The organism is Thermococcus sp. (genome assembly GCF_027008145.1).
Taxonomy (GTDB): Archaea; Methanobacteriota_B; Thermococci; order Thermococcales; family Thermococcaceae; genus Thermococcus.
Genome location: NZ_JALTCZ010000154.1, coordinates 1 through 20,888, shown reverse-complemented (window position 1 = coordinate 20,888; position 20,888 = coordinate 1). Strand labels below are relative to the sequence as shown.

Below are 20,888 nucleotides of genomic sequence, written 5' to 3'. Positions count from 1 at the left end.
GTCAGCCCATCGGAAAGACCATCGTTCTCAGGGTCAACTTTAACAGGGTGAGGTACAACTCCACCAGGCACATGGCCGAGTTCCTGGACAAGAGTGTCGAGATAATCTTCAACGAGAACACCACCCCCCTAAATCTGACCGGCAACTACAAGATCGTCTACAACACGGTCAACGGGACAGACTACATGTACTTTTACTCTCACCAGTCCGGCGAGGGGAACATGAGCTCCATAGGGGATACGATAACCTTCGGTAGCTGGAGCATACACTTCATAGACATAAACATCAACCAGAGTAGCGCCCTCATAGAGGTTAAATACCCCAGTGGGGTGCTCAAGCTTAAGCCCATGCTCAAGGGTAAATACTACCTCATGTATCTCGATGCAAACGGCAACGAGGACTACGAGGAATACGACTCCTATCCCAGCACTAGGGTGAACGAACTGCTCAAGAACGGGGTCGTCCAGATGGTCATCTTCACTCCAACGAGCTTCTTCATAGGGATCAACGGGGTAAAGTCGGTCATCTACAACTACTGGTTCTATGAGAAAAAGAGGGAATACCACGACGGCGAGATCTACAGCGGGCAGTGGGTATGGGAATTGGATCCGCAGGACAACCTTTACATCCTATACCTTCACGTGAGGGCCAACACGACATTTAAGCCGGTGTTCGTCGGCCCGGGCACGCGCCTTGAGATGCCGATCCAGTCGTGGGGTCTCTCGATAGTTCCCGTCTTCAACAGGACGCAGAATGGTGGTGTCATAGTTGGCGTCCTTGGCTATCGCTTCGTTAGAACGGTCACGCTCAAGGAGAAGGTGAAGGTCGACGTCCCGACGGTCGTGGCTACAAACGATGTTAACAGCTTCATAATCAACGATACCGCCCTGCAGAAGCTCCCGAACGACAAAAACGTCATAATCGTTGGGGGTTGGGTCAGCAACAAGGCCTGGAAGCTCCTGGAGCAGGTTTATGGCTCGGCGAAGATAGACGAGCTGAAGAACGAGCTTGAGAGCAAGGGCTACATAGTGGCTGAGCTTCCGAATCCCTACAACGCTAACTACAAGGTCGTGATACTGGCCGGTAAGACCTACCGCCAGACGGCAAAGGCTGTGAAGGAGTTTATGGAGAGCATTTGATCCCTTATTTTATCCCCCTTATTTTAGCTCGAAGAGTGAATTTCGACCTGAGTAATCCTTTTTACTCATAAATTTTTTGGTTCATCACCCGATGGAACACAAGGGAAAGGTTATAAGCCGACCCTCGGTTTAGGCTTGGGGGAGAGACGTTTTTGGGTGATGCTCATGGTGGTGAAGGACTGTCCCGAGTGCCATGGAACGGGAAAAGTAAAGGTTGGTGAGAAGGAGTGCCCCGTTTGCGGCGGGTGGGGCTACGTTCCCGCTGACTTCAAGATAGGTGACAAACTGAAGGGCTACCGTAACCTTGACCACCTCGGGGTTGAGGATGAGGTTGACGAGATACCCTGTCCCGAGTGCCACGGAAAGGGGACGGTACCGGTTTACGATACCTGCCCTGTCTGTGGTGGGACCGGCAAGGTTCTCGCCTGCGACATCTGTGGTAAAATCAAGGGGCCCTGGGAGCCGGGGATGGAGACCACCTGGGTCTGCCCGGACTGCCTGAGGAAGTACAAGGTGGTCTTCATACTGGACAAGACCTGCGACTACGAGGACGTTGAGGTGGGGAGTCTCTATAGGGGGACGATAGATAGGGTGGAGCGCTTTGGAGTCTTTGTCAAGCTCAACCCGCACGTTGTTGGCTTAATAAAGAGAAAAGACCTCCTCGGGGGAAGGGACTATGTGCCCGGCCAGGAGATAGTCGTTCAGGCTCTCGACGTGAGGCCGGACAAGAGGGAGGTAGACCTCATCGAATCGGCCCTCAGGCACTACAAGACGGTCGTTGTCAAGAAGGAACTCCCGGTGACACCGATAGCCGAGCTGAGCAAGGACATGGCCGGAAAGACTGTCAGGATTCAGGGAAAGGTGACCCAGGTTCAGGTAACTGGAGGGCCAACGGTCTTCACGATAACGGACGGAACCGGAATAACGTGGGCGGCAGCCTTTGAAGCACCGGGGGTAAGGGCCTATCCCAACATAAACGTCGGTGACATCGTGGAGGTAATAGGCAAGATAGCCTTTCACTCGGGAGAGATACAGATAGAAGTCAGTGACATGGCAAGACTCTGGGGGCCAGATGCGGCGAGGATTAAGGAACAGATAGAAGCGGAGCTTGATAAAAGGGCCCAGCCCAAAGACGTTGGCTTCCTCGTTGAGAGCGAGGTTTTGGAGAGGCTCAAGCCCAAGATAATGAAGGCTGCCTTCATGATAAGGCGCGCGGTCTTTGAGGGGAGGCCGATACTTCTGAGGCACCATGCAGACACCGACGGCTACACCTCGGGTCTGGCTTTAGAGTACGCGATAGTCCCCCTCATCGAAGGGGTTTCACCCGATTCTGGGGCCAGGTGGAAGCTTTTCAAGAGGAGACCGAGCAGGGCCCCGTTCTACGAGCTTGAGGATGTCCTAAAGGACATAATCTTCATGGTTGAGGACCACGAGAAGTTCGGCGACCCGCTCCCGCTGTTGGTCATAGTCGACAACGGTGGAACCAGCGAAGACATCCCTGCCTACAAGAGGATAAGGGCCTACGGGATTCCAATAGTGGTAATAGACCATCACGACCCGCGTGAGTGGGTGAGCGAGGACAAGGCTAAAGTTGACGAGTACGTCGATGTGCACGTCAATCCCCACCACGTGAAGAGGGGCTACTACGAACTAACCGCCGGAATGCTCGCGACGGAGGTCGCGCGCTTCGTCAATCCCGAGGTCGAGGGCAGAATAAAGCACCTTCCAGCCATAGCTGGAACCGGCGACAGGAGCAAGGCCCCGGAGTTCTATCAGTACCTTGAGATAGCGAAGAAGGCCAAGGGCTTAACCGAGGAAGACCTGAAGAAGATATCCGAGGTTATAGACCACGAGGCCTTTTACTGGAAGTTCATGGACGGGCACGGAATCATAGAAGAGATTCTTCTCCTGACGGGCAACCTGCAGAGGCACCGCGAGCTCATCAACGCCATCTATCCGGAGGTTAAGGAAAAGCAGGAAAAAGTTTTGAGAGCCTCTCTACCGCACGTCAAGAGCGTGGTTCTTCCAAACGGCATAAGGTTCAACACGATCGATGTGGAGCTCTTCGCTCCGAAGTTCTCTTACCCCTCTCCAGGCAAGCTTTCGGGCTTGATACACGACCACTTCAAGGAGGAGTACGGGGAGGACAGTCCAATACTGACCCTAGCGTATGGCCCGGACTTTGCCGTTGTGAGGGCGAGCGATGGAATGTCCGCTTACAGTTTCGACCTCAACGAGATAATTCCAAGGCTTCAGGAGAAGCTCCCGAGTGCCGGGATAGAAGGGGGCGGCCACAGCTACGCGGGGTCAATTAAGTTCTTTGAAGGCATGAGGAAGGAAGTCCTTGAGGAATTTGCGAAGCTCGTAGTGAAGCTGAAGAGGGCCTGAGTCCCTCAACCTTTTTAACCCCCCGGGAGAAACCAAGAAAAAACGGAGGAATCGGCATGAGGGTAGTTCTTGAGGTAACTTTCAGGATGGGCGGGGTCTCCTACAGGGGATACCGCTGGGAAGGTGATGCACTCGTTTTCGAGTTCGAGAGGCTCGGGGACGCTTTCATACAGGTACTGAGCACAAGAAAGGTAGAAATTGACGTCGATAAAAGCCCCGAGAAGGTTCTCGTCGAGCTCAAGACGAAGGAAGGGGGAAAGGTCTTCGAGGCCTTTGAGAGGGACGGAATATATCTGGCGGTGGAGCCTTAGGAGAACTATTCCGCTACGTCCATTCAGACCCCTAACTCCGTCAACTTTTTTAAAAATGATTCTAAAATCAAGATGGTGGTCATAATGTTCCTAGCCGAGTTCAAGTTGCACTTTGGGGATAAAAAGTGGTACGTCAGGAGGATCGTCGAGGCTTCAAGCATTGAGGAAGCAGAGAAGAAGGCGAGGCGCTACGCCGAGCTCATGAACCGCGGGGAAGTTCTCTGGGAGCTGAGCTACGTCATGGAGTCCAAAAGGCCCCTACTCTTGGGGGACGAGGAGATAGAAAAGCTCTCAGGTTGAAATCTCGCAAGCTAAGTTCTTCTCCATTATTTCCCTGACTTTGTCAACGCTCCTAGCATGCCCCAAGGCATACATCAGCTTCGTGAGCGTTGCTTCCTTGGTCATATCTCCCGCTGGGATAACTCCGGCTTCAAGCGCCCTCCTACCAACTTCGTAGAGGGTGAGGTCTACCCCACCGTACAGCGCTTGAGTCGTCATAACAACCGGCTTTTCTCTGGCGATCTTCGATACAGCCCCGAGGAGGTTCCTGCCCCTGTAGGGAATCCCACCGGCCCCATAACCCTCGAGCACTACCCCCCTGCTTTTTTCGGCCATCGTCAGGAAGACCTCCGGTGAGAGACCCGGCGTCAGGCGGAGATAGGTGATATCGGGCTCTATCCTCGGGTCGAAGGAAGGTTCTCCGGAGGGCAGAGCCGGTCTGTGCCTGACAACGACGTCGTCGCCCTTAACGTAGGCAACATCGGGGTAGTTGATGCTCTGGAAGGCGTTCAGGCCGAGCGAGTGAACCTTGGAAACCCGCGTCCCGAGCATTATTTTGTCCATGAAGGCCACGTAAATTCCAGGGAAGCCTTTAATCGCGAAGGTTAATGCCGTTTTAATGTTCCTGGGGGCGTCACTTCCGGGTTCAGTTATCGGAAGCATTGAGCCGGTTAAAACTACGGGAACGGGGACGTTCTTCAGCATGAAACTCAACGCAGAGGAGGTGTAGGCGAGGGTGTCTGTCCCGTGGGTTATTACGATACCGTCGTACTCCCCTAAGGCTTTGAAGAGGGCCCTGCCGATGGTCACCCAGTCCTCTGGCTGGATCAGGGTGCTGTCAAGGTTCAGGATGTCTTCCGTATCTATTTTAACGCCGTCGCTCTTCTCTATCCCGGCAAGGCCCAGTATCTCATCTACGCTCAGCTTTGCCTTGTAACCCCTTTCGGTTCTCGCGCTGGCTATGGTGCCCCCTGTCCCTACGATGAGAATCCTCAACGCTCCCACCGACTTTATTTCTTCCCCGACCCTTTTAGTCTTTTTGACAATAGATGGGCGGATTTGAGCAGTAAATTTTAGATAATTATCATTTTTCGAGTTTGATTAAAAACATCATGACAAAAGCTAAGAGGTTCATCAGGGCAGCGTAGAGGAAGGCCCATTGGAGTGAGTGGGCCTGCCAGAGGTAGCCGGCTATTACTGAGGCTGGGAAGACGAATACCCCGAATACCGTGTGGTACGCCCCAATTATAGTTCCCTTCTCGTATCCCTTCGCGATATCTGCCATGTATGCCCTTGGCACCGTATCCTCGATGGCCACATAGAGGCCGTAGAGAACGAACGCGACAAGGAGCGCAGGTAGGTTGCGAGCGTAGGCAAAGGCAAGTGCAGCCAGTGCTGCTACCCCAAAGCTGACTGTAATCAGCCTCTTCTTTCCAAAACTGTCCGAGTAAGTTCCTATTGGATAGCTGAAAAGTGCATAGACGATGTTAAACAGTACGTAGAACGCGGTGCTCTGGATGACGGTGTACCCTAGTGACTCCGCCTTCCAGAGTGTGAATGCGTAGCTGTACCTCCCGAGGGCACCCACAGCGACGACGGCCAGGAAGAGCTGGAGGTTTCTATCGCGGAGGGTTGATATTCCGGTTATCTGTTTCTTAATCTCTGCACCCTTATCCTTCACGAACAGCAGGATTACTATGAGAACCAGAACGCCGGGAAGCACTGAGAGGGCGAAGAGGTAGCGGTAGGCCTTCTCCACGGGTATGTTCTTCATCAGCTCAAGGAGCCCTATGGCAACAATTGGACCAGTTACCGCACCTAGCGTGTCCATCATCCTGTGAAAGCCGAATGACCTACCAACCTTTCCCTTCTCACTAGATTCAGCTATGAGTGCGTCCCTTGGGGCCGTCCTCACCCCCTTTCCAAGCCTATCCAGGATCCTCAGGCTCAGGAAGTCCCACCAGTAGTGGGTGATGGCGAGAGCTCCCCTGGCCGCTATTGAGGTTAGGTATCCAAGGAAGATGAAAACCTTTCTCTTCCTGAGCTTGTCGCTTACGTAGCCGAATATAACTTTAAAAAGTGAGCCAAAGCTCTCTATTGCCCCCATGATGGATCCACTGGCGAACTCTCCAACCTTGAGTACTTCTGTCAGGTAGCTTGGAATCACGGGGATTACCATCTCGCTGCTCATATCGTTTAGGAAGCTGACGATTCCAAGCAGGAAGACGTTCCAGCTTACCCCAAAGATCCTCCTCTCTTTTTCATCCTCTTGGTCTTCTTCCATTCTTTATCCCCCCGGTTTATCCGAGCACGTGCTTTTCCAATACGTAGCAGTGGAAAGTTCCCTTTAAGACTTTCTCGTTTCTCTCATTGAAAACTTCCACTTCTACTACCCTCTTTTTGCCAAGGTCTTCCTTTATCTCCGCCCGGGCGATGAGGTTCTCTCCTACTTTCACCGGCTTGGTGAACTTCACCTCTGCCTTTCCAAGGACGACCGTAGGCTCGTTTACGGCAAGCATTGCGGCGTAGTCTGCTAAGCCGAAGGTGAAGCCGCCGTGGACGAGGCCGTACTCATCGACCGCCATCTCCTCGGTGGTTAAAAGCTCAACTTCGGCATGCCCTTCTTCAATCCTGACGGGCCTTCCGACGAGTCTCTTGGAGGCAAGCCTGTGGGTTCTCTGCTCCATCCCGACCACCAGATTTATTTAACCTGGTGCCGTAAAAAAAGCTGATGGCCATGCATCCCCTTGAGGAGGCAGTCAAGGTTAAGGGCTCCCACGAGTTTACGAGGAGTGAGCTCGTCGGGATACTCTCCTTCCGGCTCAGAAGGATGTCGCCCGCCGAGGCGAAGAAAGCAATTGGGGGGTGGGTTGAGGAGGGCCTCCTTGAGGAGAGGGAGGGTAAGCTCGTCGTAAGGCTTGAGGCCCTTGAGATGGAGGGGAGCGGTGAGAGGCTCCTCGGTGAGATGATTTCTCACATAGCCCACTCCCTTGGCTGGAGTGAGCTGGAGGTCGTCGAGGGGATAAGAGGCTTAAAGAAACGCTACGGCAACCTCGACGAGAGAATACTCGCCTACCTCTTCGGGATGGAGAAGGGCGTTGACATGTCAAGATTCAGGGAGAGACTTGAGGTATAACAATTTTAACCCGTTTGCCGAACTCTCTCAGGGTGGTACCATGCCCGAGGAAGCCCTCATGGTTGTTGACATGCAGAGGGATTTCATGCCCGGGGGAGCGCTCCCGGTTCCAGGGGGGGACAGGATAATACCAAAATGCAACGAGTATATACTCGAGTTCCACAGGAAAGGGGCCCTTATAGTAGCGACGAGGGACTGGCATCCACCAAACCACATAAGTTTTAGGGAGCGCGGCGGCCCGTGGCCGAGGCACTGCGTTCAGAACACTCCCGGGGCAGAGTTCGTCGTCGAACTACCGGAGGACGCCGTGATAATTTCCAAAGCCACAGAGCCGGACAAGGAGGCCTACTCGGGCTTTGAAGGAACAAACCTCGCGGAAATCCTGAAGAGGAACGGCGTGAAGAGGGTCTACATCTGCGGGGTTGCCACGGAGTACTGCGTGAGGGCGACCGCCCTGGATGCCGTAAAGCACGGCTTTGAGGTCTACCTCCTCAGCGATGCGGTGAAGGGTATTAAACCGGGGGACGAGGGGAGGGCCCTTGAGGAGATGGAGAAGGCCGGTGTGAAGATTCTGTGATCTTTTTCCACTCTTTTAGGAGGACGAGGAGAAGGTTGAGGACTATAGGTCCTATTATGAGACCCTTTAGGCCCATGGCCCACGTGCCCCCCAGCATACCAATGAAGACGAGGGTCTGGTCGAGCTCTGCGTCCTTAGCGACCATCATGGGTCTAACGGTATAGTCCGGAAGAGGAGAAACAAGGGCAAAGCCGTAGATTGCTATCCCTATAGCGTGTCCGTACATCCCTTTGACGCCGAAGTATATAGCCGCCGCAAGCCATATCATCCAGCCCTCGAAGAGGGGCACAAAGGAAAAGGCGAAGGTCAGAAAACCGGCTAGGAAGGCGGTGTATAGGTCGGAGACGCTGAAGATTATGAAACCGAGCGTCATGAGGAATGACTTGGCGATGTTGAGGAGCAACCACGCCCTCAGGAGTGCCGAGAGGGTCTTGTCAACGCTCGACAGTATTTCCTCTCCAAGTTTCCTCTTGCTCTCTGGTAGGAGGGCCTTTATCTGGTCAGGTATCTCCTCACCGTAGACGAGGGAGTAGTAGAAGGTGAAGAAGAAAACGAGGAGCTGGAGGAGATACCACGGGAGGGAGAACGCGCCCCTGGAGAGGTAGTTGGCAATGTGCGGAATGAACTGTCCCCTGAAGTTCTGCAAGAAGTTCAGAACGTCTGAGGGTAGGGGGAGGGTTAGGAGCCAGTCGAAGATGCTAACGATGTTGGTGTAGAGGGAACTCAGAACCTGGACGGAGATCAGCAGGAACTTAACGGTAAGGGCACCACCCACAGCTATTAGGAGGAGGCTTATTAGCAGAGCGGATCCCCTCTTCCCGAGTTTTCCCTCAAGGCGGCTCTGGAGGGGGTAGAATACATAAGCCAGGATAAGACCGAAGAATATTGGAGCAACTAAAGGCTGGACTGCCCTCCACGACAGGTAGAGCACAATGAAAACTGCCGATGCCCAGACTACTTCTTCTGTCCTCATCTCAGAAAGTTTATTTGGCCAACGTATAAAAAGCTCCCGGTGGAAGCATGGAAGCGGAGCTGAGGATGAGGTTCGAGCTCTACGTTGAGAGGGGTGACAGGCTGAGGGATGAGGAGAGGTACGAGGATGCCTTTGAGGCATACTTTGAAGCCCTCATAACGCTCGCCAGCCTGAGGGTTTACGCCGACACAGGAATGCTCGTCCCCGCGGAGAGGCTTATAGGCTTCCTCGGGAAGTACCCAAAACTTGAGGATGCCTTGAAAAGGTTCTCTGGCGTAAGGGGTGGTGAGAAAGAGGCAAGGGCTTTAAGGGAAGAGCTCGAAAGGCTCAGGGGTATGATGACTTTGCCGAGTCCCGAGCGGTGACGAGCTTCAGTAACTGACCCCAATCAGCTCGACCCTTGTTTCCGCGCACTCACCTACTGCCCTTCGTATAGTCCTTGCCAACCCGGGGCCTGTCTTCAGAACAAGCCTCAGCTTTCCTCGTTCAGTTTTGAAGAACATCTCAAGGATACGACTGAGGCGGTGGTACCTCAGCGATGGCTTCCCGCGGACGAAGAGGAGCTCTCCCTTTCCTCTCACGGCCACCTCAATTGACCTGCCGTTAAAGAAGACCGAGAAGCATGGGGCTCCGGAAGCTATCTCCCTGTCCTTAAGATAAGCCCTTCCCCTGGCCGTCCCAAGGTACACCGAGGAGGACACGCTGTTGAGATAGCTCCCCAAAGCTTCATAAATGGGGGTTTCACTATACACGAACATAAACATCACCGGTCTGAGTTGGGCGCGGTGATATTTGGGTAATTGCCCGTTAACGGTGGTCTCCATGAGGATAGTTTCAGCCGACACGGGCGGGGCTCTTCTGGGGGATGACTATGAGCCCGTTGGATTGATAGCGACGGCTGCGGTACTGGTCGAGAAGCCCTACAGGACGGCAACGCTGAGCAGGGTAAGGTATGCTGACCCATTCAACTATGACATGAGCGGGAGGCAGGCGATAAGGGACGAGGCGTTTTTGGCAGTAGAGCTCGCGAGGGAAGTTAAGCCGGACGTTGTTCACCTCGACTCGACCATAGGCGGGATAGAACTCAGGAAGCTAGACGAGTCGACGATAGATGCCCTAACCATAACCGACAGGGGAAAGGAGGTCTGGAAGGATCTCGCCAGAGACCTCCAGCCTCTCGCTAGGAGGTTCTGGGAGGAGACAGGGATAGAGATAGTCGCCATAGGAAAGTGGAGCGTCCCGGTCAGGATAGCGGAGATATATTCCGGTTTGTACACGGCTAAATGGGCCATCAACTACGCGAAAAGGAATGGAAAGGTCATGGTAGGCCTTCCAAGGTACATGAGGGTTGAGGTAGGGTCTGGAAGAATTTACGGGGAAAGCCTTGATCCGCGGGAGGGCGGTCTATTTGGAGAGATCAAGGCTGAAACAGAAGGAATCTGCTGGGAGCTCTACCCCAACCCGTTAGTTAGGAGGTACATGGTGCTTGAAGTGTGGGGGGAGTGAGGGCAATAACGTCAGAGATGTCAAAGGCGAAGAAGCCCTCTTCCCTCAGTTCCTCCTTCCCCTCAAGTTGCCTCCCTATTACACCAAAGTAATTTCCTCTAAGGGGTAAGAGGTTGGCCTTCTTTTGGAGGTTTTTTAGGATTCTTCTCGCGTCTCTCAGGCTTAAATCCCTCCATTTGACCTCGAAGAGAGCAACGTTCTTCCTATTATAGGCAATAACGTCTATTTCCTCTCCCTTTCTCCACCACCTTCCAACGCGTTCCGGTCTAAAGCCAAGGTCAAACCTTCTCACGAATTCAGTCGCTATTCTCTCGTAGGTCTTTCCAACGAAGGCCTGAAATTCGGATTTAAAGTCCTCAAAGACCCGTTCTGGCTCCTCTTCAAGGGCTGTGGAGTTGTGGTAGATAAATCTGAACCAGAAGTTGAAGAACTCGTCGGTTATCCGGTAGGCTACTTTCCTAGTCTTCAACGGATTCTCAGTGGCGGGAACTTCCCTCGTCAGGTACTCATAGTGGTTTGTCAATTCGCTGAGGTATTTACCAACTGTGAGCAACTTCATTCCCGTTTTATCGCTTATTTCCTTTGGTGTAACGTAGCCGAGACTTATCGCTTCCATTATGGAAAAGTAAGCCCTGTAAAACCTGCCAAACTCAAGCTTAAGAACGTTCAGGCCTTCTTCCCTTAGGGGGGCGAAATCATCAAAAAAGAGCCATCTCAGCGTTTCGGTTGAGTTGCCCTTGTAATATCGAGGGAGGTACAGGAGATACCTAGGCATCCCGCCCAAGGCTGAGTAAAGCTCCACAAACTTTTTCGGGCTAATGTCAATCATCGAACGGACGAAGCGCCATGCCGTCCAGAAGTCGAAGGGCCTGAGCTTTATCCACTCATCGACCCTTCCAAAGAGGGGTTCCTTTGAGTCCATGAAGAGGCGCTTTATCATTCCAACATACGAGCCAACGGCTATGAGCAGAAGGTTTGAGTCCTCTTTCTTTTCATCCCAGAGCTTCTGGAGGGAGGAAGAGAAGTGTGACTTGACGGTTTTAAAGTTCTGAAATTCGTCAAAAACAACAACGAGCTTTTTCTCGCGTGAGAACTCAAGAAGAAACTCAAGGAGCTCTTCGAGGGAATTAAATGTGCCTTTATGTACCCGGGCAGGTAAGCGGAAAGCTTATCCTCTATTTTGCGGGAGTACTCCTCAAGGAGTAACGCCTCGTCTTTTTCGCCGACGAAGAAATAAATGCCGAGTTTGTTTCTGAGGAACTCCTTGACAAGAGCTGTCTTTCCGACCCTTCTTCTGCCGTAGATAACCAGAAAACTTGAGCCGGGAGAGGAATAGACCCCCTTCAAGTTTCTCCAGTTCGCGCTCCCTGTCGTAGAACATATTACCTCACACGTATATTACCAAATTGGTAATATTTAAAGGTTGCAGGAGGCTAGGCCCCCTTCTCCAGCTCGCTCGGGAACTTTATGGCATCGAAGGGGCACGTCTGGTTGCAGACGCCGCAACCGGTGCAGAGGAGCTCGTCTATCCTTACCTTGTTCGTCTCAGGGTCGTAGATCAGAGCAGGACAGCCGGTCAGGAGTATGCAGGCCTTACAGCCGGTGCACTTATCCTCAATAACGATCGGTATCTCACCTATCTCACCGCGCCTTATCACTGGGATGACGCACTCGCGCCTCGCTATTATGACGGCGGGCCCTTCCACCTTCATGGCCTCCTCGACGGCCTCCCTCGTCTGCTTGAGGTCGTAGGGATCAACGGTCTTAACGTACTTGACGCCTAGGGCTTTGACCAGCGCTTCAATGTCTATCTCGTTGAACTTCCTGCCGGTCTCGCTTCCGCCGGTTCCCGGGTGTGGCTGGTGGCCTGTCATTGCCGTCGTCCTGTTATCGAGTATCATCACCAAAACGTTCAGGTTCTTGTAGACAGCGTCAATCAAAGGCTGAATCCCGTTGTGGAAGAAGGTGGAATCGCCTATCGTCGCTATGATCTTCTTGTCCATGACGATGCTCTGACCATTCGCCAAGCTGATGCTCGCGCCCATAACAAACTCCGTCCATATTGCCTCAAGCGGCGGGAGAAGCGAGAGGGCGTAGCAACCTATGTCGCCGTGTATCGGAACCTTGTAACGGCCGAGCTTCAGATCCCTGAGCGCATCCAAAGTAGCCCTATAGGAACCGCGGTGCGGACAGCCGGGGCACATAACTGGAGGCCTCTTCGGCGCGAGACTTTCGGCGTGGGCGACCTCTTCAGGCTTCTCGTAGGTATCCTCTTCCTCGCCGATGAGCCTCAGCAGGGCGTTTCTAACGAGGCTCGGGGTGAGTTCGCCCTCTAGGGGTAGATGTCCGGTTCTCTTTCCGTAGATCGGGACGTTTAAGCCGGCTTCATAAGCGATGACCTTGACCTCCTCCTCGAGGAAAGGTGCGCCGTCTTCAATGACTACCGCGTAGTCAACTACCTTAAGGAAGTCAACAACCAGCTTCCTCGGGAGGGGGTGAGGGGTGGAGAGCTTGAGGATCTTAAACCCGGCGTTTATCTTTGGGAGCACCTCCCTGACGTAGTTGTAGGGTGCCCCTTCAACGATTACCCCAATTCTGCCGTTACCCTCGATCCAGTTGAAGGGCATCGAGTTAAACTCTTCCTCTATCTTTCTGAGAGTCTCATTCAACCACTTATGCCTTCTCCTGTTGCCCTCCATGCTCGCCCTGACGTATCTCTCAATGTCCTTCCTGAAAATGGGCTTTCTGTCGAGCTCGACGAATTCCTCAACTTCGACGTCTGCCGTCGTGTGGTTTACCCTGGTCGTTGTCCTGAAGATTACCGGGACTTTGTAGTGCTCGCTCAGCCCGTAGGCGTATTTTATCAGGTCGTGGGCTTCCTGGGGGTCGGCTGGCTCCAGAACCGGTAGAAGGGAGAGCTTTCCATAATAGCGGTCGTCCTGCTCGGTCTGGCTGGTATGCGGGCCTGGGTCATCGGCCACGAGAACGACCAGACCGCCTTCAACGCCTGAATAGGCCAGGCTCATGAGCGGATCCGCGGCGACATTAAGGCCAACACATTTCATTGTGACGAGCGCTCTAAGGCCAGTGTAGGCGACTCCAGCCGCTTCCTCAAGGGCTACTTTCTCGTTGGGGGCCCACTCGGCGAAGACCTCCGGTTTTAGCCTCGCTATGGTCTCGATTACCTCGGTCGAGGGCGTTCCGGGGTAACCGGTCGCGAAAACAGCACCGCTCTCAAGGGCACCGTAGGCTATGGCCTCGTTACCCATGAGGAGCTTTCTCTCCCGCTTTCTGGCCTGTTCTCCGGCTGAGCTGGAAGGGTAAGCATCAACAGCTTCCATAGCACCACCTTGGAGTGATGGGATGAAGACGTTAAAATCCTACCTTCAGGAGGAAACTGCCTTTCTCGAAAATTTTTCAAGCCGAGTCCCTTAAATACCCCGGCCGGGAGTTGATATTATGAAGGTTGGAAAGCTGGTTGAAGAACTGGATAAGGCTATAGCACATCTTGAGGTCGCCCTCGTTGTGAACCAGCAGAGGGTCTTTGAGAGTCCCTACACCAGCTACGAGTTCGCCCAGAGAGCCCTTGAGATAGAGGAGGACCTGAACGACCTGAAGAAGCTCAGGGAAGAACTCTTGGAGTTCGACCTGGAGAGCGAAATCGAGGAGCACTACCCAAAAGAGGAGGTCGAGAGGCTCCTGAAGCTCTTGGAACTGCTCGGGAGGTCGAACGCTCACTTCTACTGAGGTGGCCGTATGGACTTCAGGGAGCTTGAGAAGGTGCTTGTTGAGTTCAGTGGTAGAAGGCGATGGAAGAGCCGAAGAAGAGGGAATTGGTGGCTGACGAGATAGACGACGTTATCATCTGCCCCTCCCTGCTCGCCCGCGGGCCTGGAATAGTCCTCGACGGGGCGGTAAGCAGGAAAATCGGAAAACGGGAGGAAACGCACTGTCAGAAAAACCGGCTGAACGCCTTCCTCAGATCTTCAGCCTCTTTTTCGTCCAGCCTGTTCTTCAGCCAGCGCTCCTTCATGCTTAAGTTCTCGTCCTCCATGTTGAGGACGGCCTTTCTAACGCCTCCCCGCGGGTTTCTGCTGTCCCCTTTCCAGCGCGGGATTACGTGGAGGTGCAGGTGCGGAACAGTTTGCCCCGCCTCTCTCCCAAGGTTCATGCCGATGTTGAAGGCCTCCGCCTTCAGGGCTTCCCTCAGGGCTTCCATCGCGAGCTCCATGCCCTTGATAAGCGCTAGCTTCTCTCCTTCCGTGAGCCCCTCCCAGCGTTCGACGTGCCTCTTCGGGACGACGAGGAGGTGGCCCTTACTGGCAGGGTAAGAGTCGAGGAGTATTCTGATGAGCTCCCCCTCGTACATAACGCTTTCCAGTTTGGGTGAGCAGAAGGGGCACTTCATCGAACCACCAAAGGCTTAAATTCCCCAGGAGTTAAAAAGGCTTGGTGGTCTGATGGATGAGCTGAAGGATATGGAGAGAACCTACAAGAGGCTCTTCGGGCTCGGCTCGCTCCTACTGCTGGCGGGCTTCGCACTGCTGATCTTCAGGCCCATCGGGAGGGATGCATCGGTCGTGGCAGGGTTTATAGTCTTCCTGCTGTCCTTTATACCCCTCGACCTGGCCAGGCGAACCGCCAGAAAGATGGCCGTTGTTGCCTTAAGGGAAAATAGAAAAGCTTAATATATTACTGGAAAACAATCGGAAAGGAGTAGTGAAAGTGGGGGTGATGTGAAATGGCGTTTGTGCCACCGCAGGCAGGCTATGACAGGGCTATTACAGTCTTCAGCCCGGACGGAAGGCTCTTCCAGGTCAACTACGCTAGGGAGGCCGTGAAGAGGGGAGCCACTGCTGTAGGCGTCAAGTGGAAAGACGGAGTGGTTCTGGCAGTGGAGAAGAGGATAACGAGCAAGCTCATCGAGCCGAGGAGCTACGAGAAGATATTCCTCATAGACGACCACATAGCCGCGGCTCCAAGCGGCATAATAGCCGACGCGAGGGTTCTCGTCGACAGGGCCAGGCTGGAGGCTCAAATATACCGCCTCACCTACGGCGAACCGGTTCCGCTCACCGTTCTGGTGAAGAAGATATGCGACCTCAAGCAGGCTCACACCCAGTACGGCGGTGTTAGGCCCTTTGGAGCGGCCCTCCTCATGGCTGGCGTCAACGAGAAGCCCGAGCTCTACGAGACCGATCCAAGCGGTGCTTACTTCGAGTGGAAGGCAGTCGCGATAGGAAGTGGAAGGAACGTTGCAATGGCAATCTTCGAGGAGCACTACACCGACGACATAGACAGGGAAGGGGCGATAAAGCTCGCCGTACTCGCTTTAGCCAAGACCCTTGAGGAGCCCAGCGCCGAGGCCATAGAGGTGGCCTACATAACCACCGAGGAGAAGCACTGGAATAAGCTTCCGTCAGAGGAGCTTGAGAAGTACCTCAGCGAAGTCCTTGAGGAGGTCAAGGAAGAGGAAGTTGAGGAGAGGGAGGAGGACTACTCCGAGCTCGACCAGAACTACTGAGGTGGCGGGCGATGCCGATAAGCGTTGACAAGGCCGTCATCGCCCGTCTCAAGACGCACGGCGAGACCTTTGAGATACTGGTCGATCCATATCTCGCGAGGGACTTCAAGGAGGGCAAGGATGTCCCCATAGAGGAGATACTGGCTACTCCATACGTTTTCAAGGATGTCCATAAGGGAGATAAAGCGAGCGAGCACGAGATGGGGAAGATATTCGGGACGAGCGATCCCTACGAGGTCGCCAAGATGATCCTCCGAAAGGGGGAAGTCCAGCTTACGGCCGAGCAGAGGAGGCAGATGCTCGAGGAGAAGAGGCGTTATATCGCGACGATAATCCACAAACATGCAGTTGACCCGAGGACCGGGTATCCCCATCCGGTTGACAGGATCCTCAGGGCGATGGAAGAGGCTGGAGTCCACGTTGACCTCTTCAAGGACGCCGAGGCCCAGGTTCCTCAGGTAATAAAGGCAATAAGGCCGCTCCTCCCGATAAAGCTGGAGGTGAAGGTCATAGCGGTCAAGATACCGGCCGACTACGTCGGAAAGACCTACGGAGAAGTTCGGAAGTTCGGAAACATAAAGCGCGAGGAGTGGGCCAGTGACGGCTCCTGGATGTTCCTCATCGAGATTCCCGGAGGAGTTGAGGAGGAGTTTTATGAGAAGCTCAACGCCCTCACGAAGGGCAGCGCGGTAACCAAACTTATAGAGAGGAAGGGGCTATGAAGAGGATTTTTGTTAAGCCAAGGGAGTTAGTAGTCCCTGGGACGTTGCTCGCTCAGGGGCCATTTAAGAACGGAAGAGGGACTTTCAGGGAGGGCAACAGAATATACTCGACGGTAATAGGGTTAGTGGAGATCAGAGGAGACATGATAAGGGTCATACCGCTTGAGGGACCCTACATACCTGAAGTGGGGGACAACGTGCTGGGAAAGATAGTGGACGTCAGGTTCTCGAACTGGACCGTTGACATAGGAGCCCCATACCAGGCCAACCTTCGCGTTCAGGACGCGGTGGAGGAGAGGATAGACCTCCTCAAGACTGACCTAAGGGGGATATTCGACATAGGGGACGTAATTTACGCCAAAGTTAAGGCCTTTAACGAGATAAATCAGATAGACCTGACAACGAAGGGGATGCCCTTCAAGGGCGGGCCCCTCAGGGGTGGCCAGCTGGTTACCATAACCCCCTCCAAGGTGCCGAGGCTCATCGGTAAGGGCGGTTCTATGATAAACCTCATCAAGAAGCTGACGAACACGAGGATAATAGTCGGCCAGAACGGCTGGGTCTGGGTCAGCGGAAAGAACGATGAGCTTGAGAGGCTCGCTATAGAGGCAGTCCTGAAGGTTGACCGCGAGAGTCACATCCAGGGGCTCACCGACAGGGTAAAGGAGTTCCTGCTCTCAAGGCTCAGGGAACTGAAGGAACAGGGCGTTATAGAGGAGGTACCCTCTATCGAGGAGAAGGAAGGTGAAGAAAATGATGGGCAGGCCTGAGGGATTGAAGCTCATCGATGAGAACGGTAAGAGGCTTGACGGTAGGAAGAAATACGAGCTCAGGCCAATTAAAATGGAAGTTGGAATACTGAAGAACGCAGACGGCTCGGCCTACATAGAGTGGGGTAAGAACAAGATTCTCGCGGCCGTTTATGGGCCGAGGGAGATACACCCCAAGCACCTTCAGAGGCCGGACAGGGGCATTCTGAGGGTTCGATACAACATGGCCCCCTTCAGCGTTGAAGAGAGAAAGAAACCCGGGCCGGACAGGAGGAGCGTTGAGATAAGCAAGGTCATCAGAGGAGCGCTTGAGCCGGCTTTGCTGCTTCACATGTTCCCGAGAACTGCCGTTGACGTCTTCATAGAGGTTCTCCAAGCTGACGCCGGGACGAGGGTCGCGGGAATAACCGCTGCCTCGCTGGCTTTGGCAGATGCTGGAATCCCAATGAAAGACCTCGTAGCTGCATGTGCAGCGGGAAAGATAGATGGAGAGATCGTCCTTGACCTCAACAAGGACGAGGACAACTACGGCGAAGCAGACGTCCCAGTTGCCATAATGCCCCTCAAGAACGACATAACGCTCCTCCAGATGGACGGTTACCTAACGAAGGAGGAGTTCACAGAGGCAGTGAAGCTTGCCATAAAGGGTGCCAAGGCCGTCTATCAAAAGCAGAGGGAGGCCCTCAAGGAAAAATACCTCAAGATAGCGAGGGAGGTTGAGGAAAATGAGTGATGTCGAAGTTATGGCAAGCATAATGCGCGATCACATTCTCAGCCTTCTCCGAGAGGGGAAGAGGATAGACGGTCGCTCCTTCGAGGACTACCGTGATCTGGAGATAAAGGTCAACGTCATTGAGAAGGCTGAGGGCTCTGCTTGGGTCAAGCTGGGCAACACACAGGTTCTCGTGGGCATAAAAGTCGACCTCGGGGAGCCCTTCCCGGACCTTCCTGAGAAGGGTGTCATGACGACCAACGTCGAGCTGGTTCCACTCGCTTCGCCGACCTTTGAGCCGGGTCCACCTGACGAGAACGCCATTGAGCTTGCAAGGGTCGTTGACAGGGGTATAAGAGAGAGCCAGGCAGTTGAGCTGGAGAAACTTGCCATAGTCCCTGGCAAGCTCGTCAGGGTGATATTCATAGACGTCCATGTCCTCGACCACGACGGAAACCTCCTCGATGCCAGTGGCATAGGGGCCATAGCGGCACTGATGAGCACGAAGATTCCCAAGCTTGAATACAACGAGGAGACCGGCGAAGTGACCGTGCTCGACGAGTACGAGCCCCTCCCCGTGAGGAGGGTTCCTATACCCGTCACCTTCGCCAAGATAGGCAGCAACATCGTCGTTGATCCAAATCTCGATGAGGAGTGCGTCATGGACGGCAGGATAACCATAACCACGGACGAGAACGGCCACATCTCGGCAGTCCAGAAAGGTGAAGGGGGGGCCTTCAAGCTTGAGGAGGTAATGTACGCCGTTGATACCTCCTTTAAGAAGGCCGAGGAGATAAGGAAGGTAGTCATTGAGGCCCTCAAGGCCTGAAACATTTTCTATTTTCCGGTGGTTGAAATGGACATCATAACAATCATAGCCTCGGTGATATTCGCGGGTTTCTTCGTGAGAACCCTTTACCTTCTCCTGAGGGAGGGTTCCCAAAAGGAACTCCTCCTGACGACGGGATTATGGGCCCTGGCGCTCCTCGTGTGGGCCCTTTACCTCTGGAGCGAGAAGGGACCGAAGGCCTCGATAACAGCGGTCATCCTGCTGTCCGTCGTGACCTTCGCGCTCTCTTTCTACGGGCTCCTCCGTCTTAAGGAGGAAAGACCCGAAGAGTTTGAGAAAGAGCTATAAAGGTTGGGCATTAAAATTAGACAGCCTTAGGTGTTACGGGGGGACGGTCATGGGATTGTTTGACAGCCTTAAAAGGAAGGAAGAGAAGCCCAGGAGAAAAATCCCGGCTTCGCTCAAGAAAAAGGAAGAGGCTCCGGCCAGGAGCGACATAGAGGTCGTCCCGATTGAAGAGGACGTTCTCGCCAAGGAGCTCGTTAAGCCCCAGTTCCGCTACCTGAAGAAGATAACCGTGACGAGCTACTCAGACCTTGAGAGGATTTCCGCCGAGCTTCAGGAGGGTAACATAATCCTCGTTGATTTGACACCTCTGGAGAAGAGGGCTGATGTTCTCGAAAAGATAGCGGAGCAGATAAAGGGCATGGTAAACGCCCTCGATGGGCAGGCCGCAAAGGTTTGCAGGAATGAGATAAAGCTCATACTCCTTCCGAGCGACGTAAGGATAGCCAAGTGACTTTTTTTCTTAACCATGCCTTTATAAATCCTTTCGGGTTCTCCCTCCCGGTGGTCGTGAAATGGTAGAGGGCGAGAAGAAGGAGAAAGTTGACGTCAATCCAGAGCTCGGCGAGGTTCAGGTCATAAGCCTTGGGGACTGCCCCATATGCGGAGGAAAGGGAACGCTCAAGGCCATACAGCACATCCACGAAATACCCTACTTCGGCAAGGTCGTGGAGAGCACCATCTACTGCGAAAGGTGTGGCTACCGCAACGCCGACATCATGATACTCGAAGACAGACCGCCGAAGCTCTACACGGTGAGGGTTGAAAGTGAAAAAGACCTCTTCACGAGGGTCGTAAGGAGCAAGAGCGGGACGATAGAGCTTGAGGAGATAGGGGTGAAGATAGAGCCGGGACCGGCCGCTGAGGGCTTCATAACCAACGTCGAGGGAGTCCTTGAGAGGGTTCGCGAGACTCTCCTGATGGCGAGGGAGTTCAGAAAGCAGGAGGGGGATGAGGAGGCAGTTAAGAATGCCGACGAGATACTGGAGTACATCGAAGAGGTCAAGGAGGGCAAAAAGCCTCTAACTGTCAGAATAGCCGACCCCCTCGGGAACAGCGCTCTGATAGGTGAGAAGGTTAAGAGCAGACTTCTCACCGAGGAGGAAATTAAGAGGCTGAGCCTCGGACCCTACAAGCTCGTCCCCGGCAGGGGGCTTGATGAGGGCTAAAGGTAGAGGACATCCCTGGAGAGGAGGTCTTCTATAAGCGCCCTGACCCAAGGCTTCCTCGTTCTTCTCGACAGGTGGATGATGCCTTCAGTGTTGATGCCGTACCTTTCCTTTATCTCCTCCCTGCTCAGGGGTTTCCTGAAGAGGAAGGGCCTCTCGATTGTGAACGCATAACCGTAGTCCCTTATGTAGCTCTCAAGCCACTTCCTTCCGTTCTCGCCGTGGACAAGGCTTAAACTGCTCGTCTCTCTGGTCATCTCCCAGAGCGTCTCGGAGTCGGCCCTTATCACCTCGCCTACCTCAAAACCGCCGGCGATGGTTCCCCTCTTTGTCAGCGTCTGCTCCTCGTGGAGGCCGAGCCTCCTGAGGACCTCACGTAGCTCGTAGGGGTTCCCCCTCGCGATGTAGAGGAACACTACATCCCCCTCGTTGAATACCCTCGACTTCCTCAGCTCCACCGTCTTCAGCCCGCGGAAGAGCAACTCCGCGTAAACCTGATGGAGCGCTATGATGTGCTCCATGCTTTCACCACTCGGGACTCGGAAAA

Annotated in this window: 28 protein-coding genes and 1 pseudogene; 18 read left to right on the top strand and 11 right to left on the bottom strand. The window is 53.8% G+C overall.

What is annotated here, in order from left to right; translation table 11 throughout:
* The 4 genes from MVD07_RS07370 to MVD07_RS07355 all read left to right on the top strand — a co-directional run.
* On the top strand, nucleotides 1-1,139 hold a 1,139-nt coding region (locus MVD07_RS07370; protein ID WP_297500232.1), incomplete at its 5' end, for an S-layer protein.
* Between the two features lie 165 nt (nucleotides 1,140-1,304).
* Complete coding sequence (locus MVD07_RS07365; RefSeq protein WP_297500254.1) at nucleotides 1,305-3,527, top strand: DHH family phosphoesterase; 2,223 nt, start codon at nucleotides 1,305-1,307, stop codon at nucleotides 3,525-3,527.
* Nucleotides 3,528-3,583: 56 nt separating this feature from the next.
* A complete protein-coding gene (locus MVD07_RS07360; RefSeq protein WP_297500229.1) occupies nucleotides 3,584-3,838 on the top strand; it encodes a hypothetical protein in 255 nt (84 codons plus the stop codon).
* A gap of 84 nt (nucleotides 3,839-3,922) precedes the next feature.
* Nucleotides 3,923-4,138, top strand: coding sequence for a hypothetical protein (locus MVD07_RS07355; RefSeq protein WP_297500251.1), 216 nt, complete (start codon nucleotides 3,923-3,925; stop codon nucleotides 4,136-4,138).
* Here the strand turns inward: MVD07_RS07355 and MVD07_RS07350 are convergent.
* The 3 genes from MVD07_RS07350 to MVD07_RS07340 form a co-directional block, all read right to left on the bottom strand.
* Nucleotides 4,130-5,113: an asparaginase gene (locus MVD07_RS07350; RefSeq protein WP_297500249.1), complete on the bottom strand. Its 984-nt coding sequence runs from the start codon at nucleotides 5,111-5,113 to the stop codon at nucleotides 4,130-4,132. The genes MVD07_RS07355 and MVD07_RS07350 overlap by 9 nt on opposite strands.
* A gap of 88 nt (nucleotides 5,114-5,201) precedes the next feature.
* The gene (locus MVD07_RS07345; protein WP_297500226.1) at nucleotides 5,202-6,401 is read right to left on the bottom strand and encodes an MFS transporter; all 1,200 of its coding nucleotides are present in this window, start codon (nucleotides 6,399-6,401) and stop codon (nucleotides 5,202-5,204) included.
* Between the two features lie 16 nt (nucleotides 6,402-6,417).
* Nucleotides 6,418-6,804: a PaaI family thioesterase gene (locus MVD07_RS07340; RefSeq protein WP_297500246.1), complete on the bottom strand. Its 387-nt coding sequence runs from the start codon at nucleotides 6,802-6,804 to the stop codon at nucleotides 6,418-6,420.
* 44 nt (nucleotides 6,805-6,848) lie between these two features.
* On the opposite strand from MVD07_RS07340, the gene MVD07_RS07335 reads away from it, so the two are divergent.
* Both MVD07_RS07335 and MVD07_RS07330 read left to right on the top strand, forming a co-directional pair.
* On the top strand, nucleotides 6,849-7,253 hold the full coding sequence (locus tag MVD07_RS07335) for a DUF2240 family protein (RefSeq protein ID WP_366078485.1): 405 nt from the start codon (nucleotides 6,849-6,851) through the stop codon (nucleotides 7,251-7,253).
* A gap of 40 nt (nucleotides 7,254-7,293) precedes the next feature.
* Nucleotides 7,294-7,830: a nicotinamidase gene (locus MVD07_RS07330; RefSeq protein ID WP_297500223.1), complete on the top strand. Its 537-nt coding sequence runs from the start codon at nucleotides 7,294-7,296 to the stop codon at nucleotides 7,828-7,830.
* On the opposite strand, the gene MVD07_RS07325 is transcribed toward MVD07_RS07330, so the two are convergent.
* Nucleotides 7,766-8,803 carry an AI-2E family transporter gene (locus MVD07_RS07325; RefSeq protein WP_297500220.1) on the bottom strand — a complete coding sequence of 346 codons (1,038 nt, stop codon included), beginning with the start codon at nucleotides 8,801-8,803 and terminating at the stop codon, nucleotides 7,766-7,768. The two genes, MVD07_RS07330 and MVD07_RS07325, sit on opposite strands and share 65 nt — an antisense overlap.
* A gap of 47 nt (nucleotides 8,804-8,850) precedes the next feature.
* Between MVD07_RS07325 and MVD07_RS07320 the strand changes: the two genes are divergently transcribed.
* Nucleotides 8,851-9,168, top strand: a complete 318-nt coding sequence (locus tag MVD07_RS07320) for a hypothetical protein (protein ID WP_297500217.1) — start codon at nucleotides 8,851-8,853, stop codon at nucleotides 9,166-9,168.
* A 6-nt stretch (nucleotides 9,169-9,174) separates the two neighbouring features.
* Here the strand turns inward: MVD07_RS07320 and MVD07_RS07315 are convergent, their stop codons facing one another.
* Nucleotides 9,175-9,567, bottom strand: a complete 393-nt coding sequence (locus tag MVD07_RS07315) for a hypothetical protein (RefSeq protein ID WP_297500214.1) — start codon at nucleotides 9,565-9,567, stop codon at nucleotides 9,175-9,177.
* Between the two features lie 58 nt (nucleotides 9,568-9,625).
* Here MVD07_RS07315 and MVD07_RS07310 point away from each other — a divergent pair, with 58 nt between their 5' ends.
* Entirely contained in the window at nucleotides 9,626-10,309 is a 684-nt protein-coding gene (locus tag MVD07_RS07310) for a DUF4152 family protein (RefSeq protein WP_297500210.1), read from the top strand.
* Here MVD07_RS07310 and MVD07_RS07305 read toward each other — a convergent pair.
* From MVD07_RS07305 to iorA, 4 genes and pseudogenes are all read right to left on the bottom strand, one after another.
* A complete protein-coding gene (locus MVD07_RS07305; protein ID WP_297500241.1) occupies nucleotides 10,272-10,868 on the bottom strand; it encodes an ATP-binding protein in 597 nt (198 codons plus the stop codon). The two genes, MVD07_RS07310 and MVD07_RS07305, sit on opposite strands and share 38 nt — an antisense overlap.
* A 252-nt stretch (nucleotides 10,869-11,120) precedes the next feature.
* Nucleotides 11,121-11,381 (bottom strand): annotated as a pseudogene (locus MVD07_RS07300) (ATP-binding protein); the annotation flags it as partial.
* The gene (locus MVD07_RS07295; protein WP_297500207.1) at nucleotides 11,270-11,656 is read right to left on the bottom strand and encodes a hypothetical protein; all 387 of its coding nucleotides are present in this window, start codon (nucleotides 11,654-11,656) and stop codon (nucleotides 11,270-11,272) included. The gene MVD07_RS07295 and the pseudogene MVD07_RS07300, both read right to left, overlap by 112 nt.
* Before the next feature lie 86 nt (nucleotides 11,657-11,742).
* On the bottom strand, nucleotides 11,743-13,650 hold the full coding sequence (iorA, locus tag MVD07_RS07290; RefSeq protein ID WP_297500205.1) for an indolepyruvate ferredoxin oxidoreductase subunit alpha: 1,908 nt from the start codon (nucleotides 13,648-13,650) through the stop codon (nucleotides 11,743-11,745).
* A 118-nt stretch (nucleotides 13,651-13,768) separates the two neighbouring features.
* On the opposite strand from iorA, the gene MVD07_RS07285 reads away from it, so the two are divergent.
* Nucleotides 13,769-14,056, top strand: a complete 288-nt coding sequence (locus tag MVD07_RS07285) for a hypothetical protein (RefSeq protein ID WP_297500202.1) — start codon at nucleotides 13,769-13,771, stop codon at nucleotides 14,054-14,056.
* A gap of 205 nt (nucleotides 14,057-14,261) precedes the next feature.
* On the opposite strand, the gene MVD07_RS07280 is transcribed toward MVD07_RS07285, so the two are convergent.
* Nucleotides 14,262-14,717, bottom strand: a complete 456-nt coding sequence (locus MVD07_RS07280) for an HIT family protein (RefSeq protein ID WP_297500199.1) — start codon at nucleotides 14,715-14,717, stop codon at nucleotides 14,262-14,264.
* 52 nt (nucleotides 14,718-14,769) lie between these two features.
* On the opposite strand from MVD07_RS07280, the gene MVD07_RS07275 reads away from it, so the two are divergent.
* The 9 genes from MVD07_RS07275 to MVD07_RS07235 all read left to right on the top strand — a co-directional run bounded on the left by MVD07_RS07275 (nucleotide 14,770) and on the right by MVD07_RS07235 (nucleotide 20,341).
* On the top strand, nucleotides 14,770-14,997 hold the full coding sequence (locus tag MVD07_RS07275; RefSeq protein WP_297500197.1) for a hypothetical protein: 228 nt from the start codon (nucleotides 14,770-14,772) through the stop codon (nucleotides 14,995-14,997).
* A gap of 53 nt (nucleotides 14,998-15,050) precedes the next feature.
* Nucleotides 15,051-15,833 (top strand): archaeal proteasome endopeptidase complex subunit alpha, encoded by a 783-nt coding sequence (gene psmA / locus MVD07_RS07270; RefSeq protein ID WP_297500194.1) that lies wholly within the window; start codon nucleotides 15,051-15,053, stop codon nucleotides 15,831-15,833.
* An 11-nt stretch (nucleotides 15,834-15,844) separates the two neighbouring features.
* Nucleotides 15,845-16,555, top strand: coding sequence for a ribosome assembly factor SBDS (locus MVD07_RS07265; RefSeq protein ID WP_297500192.1), 711 nt, complete (start codon nucleotides 15,845-15,847; stop codon nucleotides 16,553-16,555).
* Nucleotides 16,552-17,325: an exosome complex RNA-binding protein Rrp4 gene (rrp4, locus tag MVD07_RS07260; RefSeq protein WP_297500189.1), complete on the top strand. Its 774-nt coding sequence runs from the start codon at nucleotides 16,552-16,554 to the stop codon at nucleotides 17,323-17,325. The genes MVD07_RS07265 and rrp4 overlap by 4 nt, the downstream gene beginning before the upstream one ends.
* A complete protein-coding gene (gene rrp41 / locus MVD07_RS07255) occupies nucleotides 17,309-18,058 on the top strand; it encodes an exosome complex exonuclease Rrp41 (protein ID WP_297500238.1) in 750 nt (249 codons plus the stop codon). Before rrp4 ends, rrp41 begins: the two co-directional genes overlap by 17 nt.
* Nucleotides 18,051-18,866: an exosome complex protein Rrp42 gene (gene rrp42, locus MVD07_RS07250; RefSeq protein WP_297500186.1), complete on the top strand. Its 816-nt coding sequence runs from the start codon at nucleotides 18,051-18,053 to the stop codon at nucleotides 18,864-18,866. Before rrp41 ends, rrp42 begins: the two co-directional genes overlap by 8 nt.
* A gap of 27 nt (nucleotides 18,867-18,893) precedes the next feature.
* A complete protein-coding gene (locus MVD07_RS07245) occupies nucleotides 18,894-19,175 on the top strand; it encodes a hypothetical protein (protein ID WP_297500183.1) in 282 nt (93 codons plus the stop codon).
* 49 nt (nucleotides 19,176-19,224) lie between these two features.
* Entirely contained in the window at nucleotides 19,225-19,626 is a 402-nt protein-coding gene (gene sepF / locus MVD07_RS07240; RefSeq protein ID WP_297500180.1) for a cell division protein SepF, read from the top strand.
* A gap of 61 nt (nucleotides 19,627-19,687) precedes the next feature.
* Nucleotides 19,688-20,341 (top strand): ZPR1 zinc finger domain-containing protein, encoded by a 654-nt coding sequence (locus tag MVD07_RS07235; protein WP_297500177.1) that lies wholly within the window; start codon nucleotides 19,688-19,690, stop codon nucleotides 20,339-20,341.
* Here MVD07_RS07235 and MVD07_RS07230 read toward each other — a convergent pair.
* A complete protein-coding gene (locus MVD07_RS07230) occupies nucleotides 20,338-20,862 on the bottom strand; it encodes an ASCH domain-containing protein (protein WP_297500235.1) in 525 nt (174 codons plus the stop codon). The genes MVD07_RS07235 and MVD07_RS07230 overlap by 4 nt on opposite strands.
* Nucleotides 20,863-20,888: the final 26 nt, after the last annotated feature.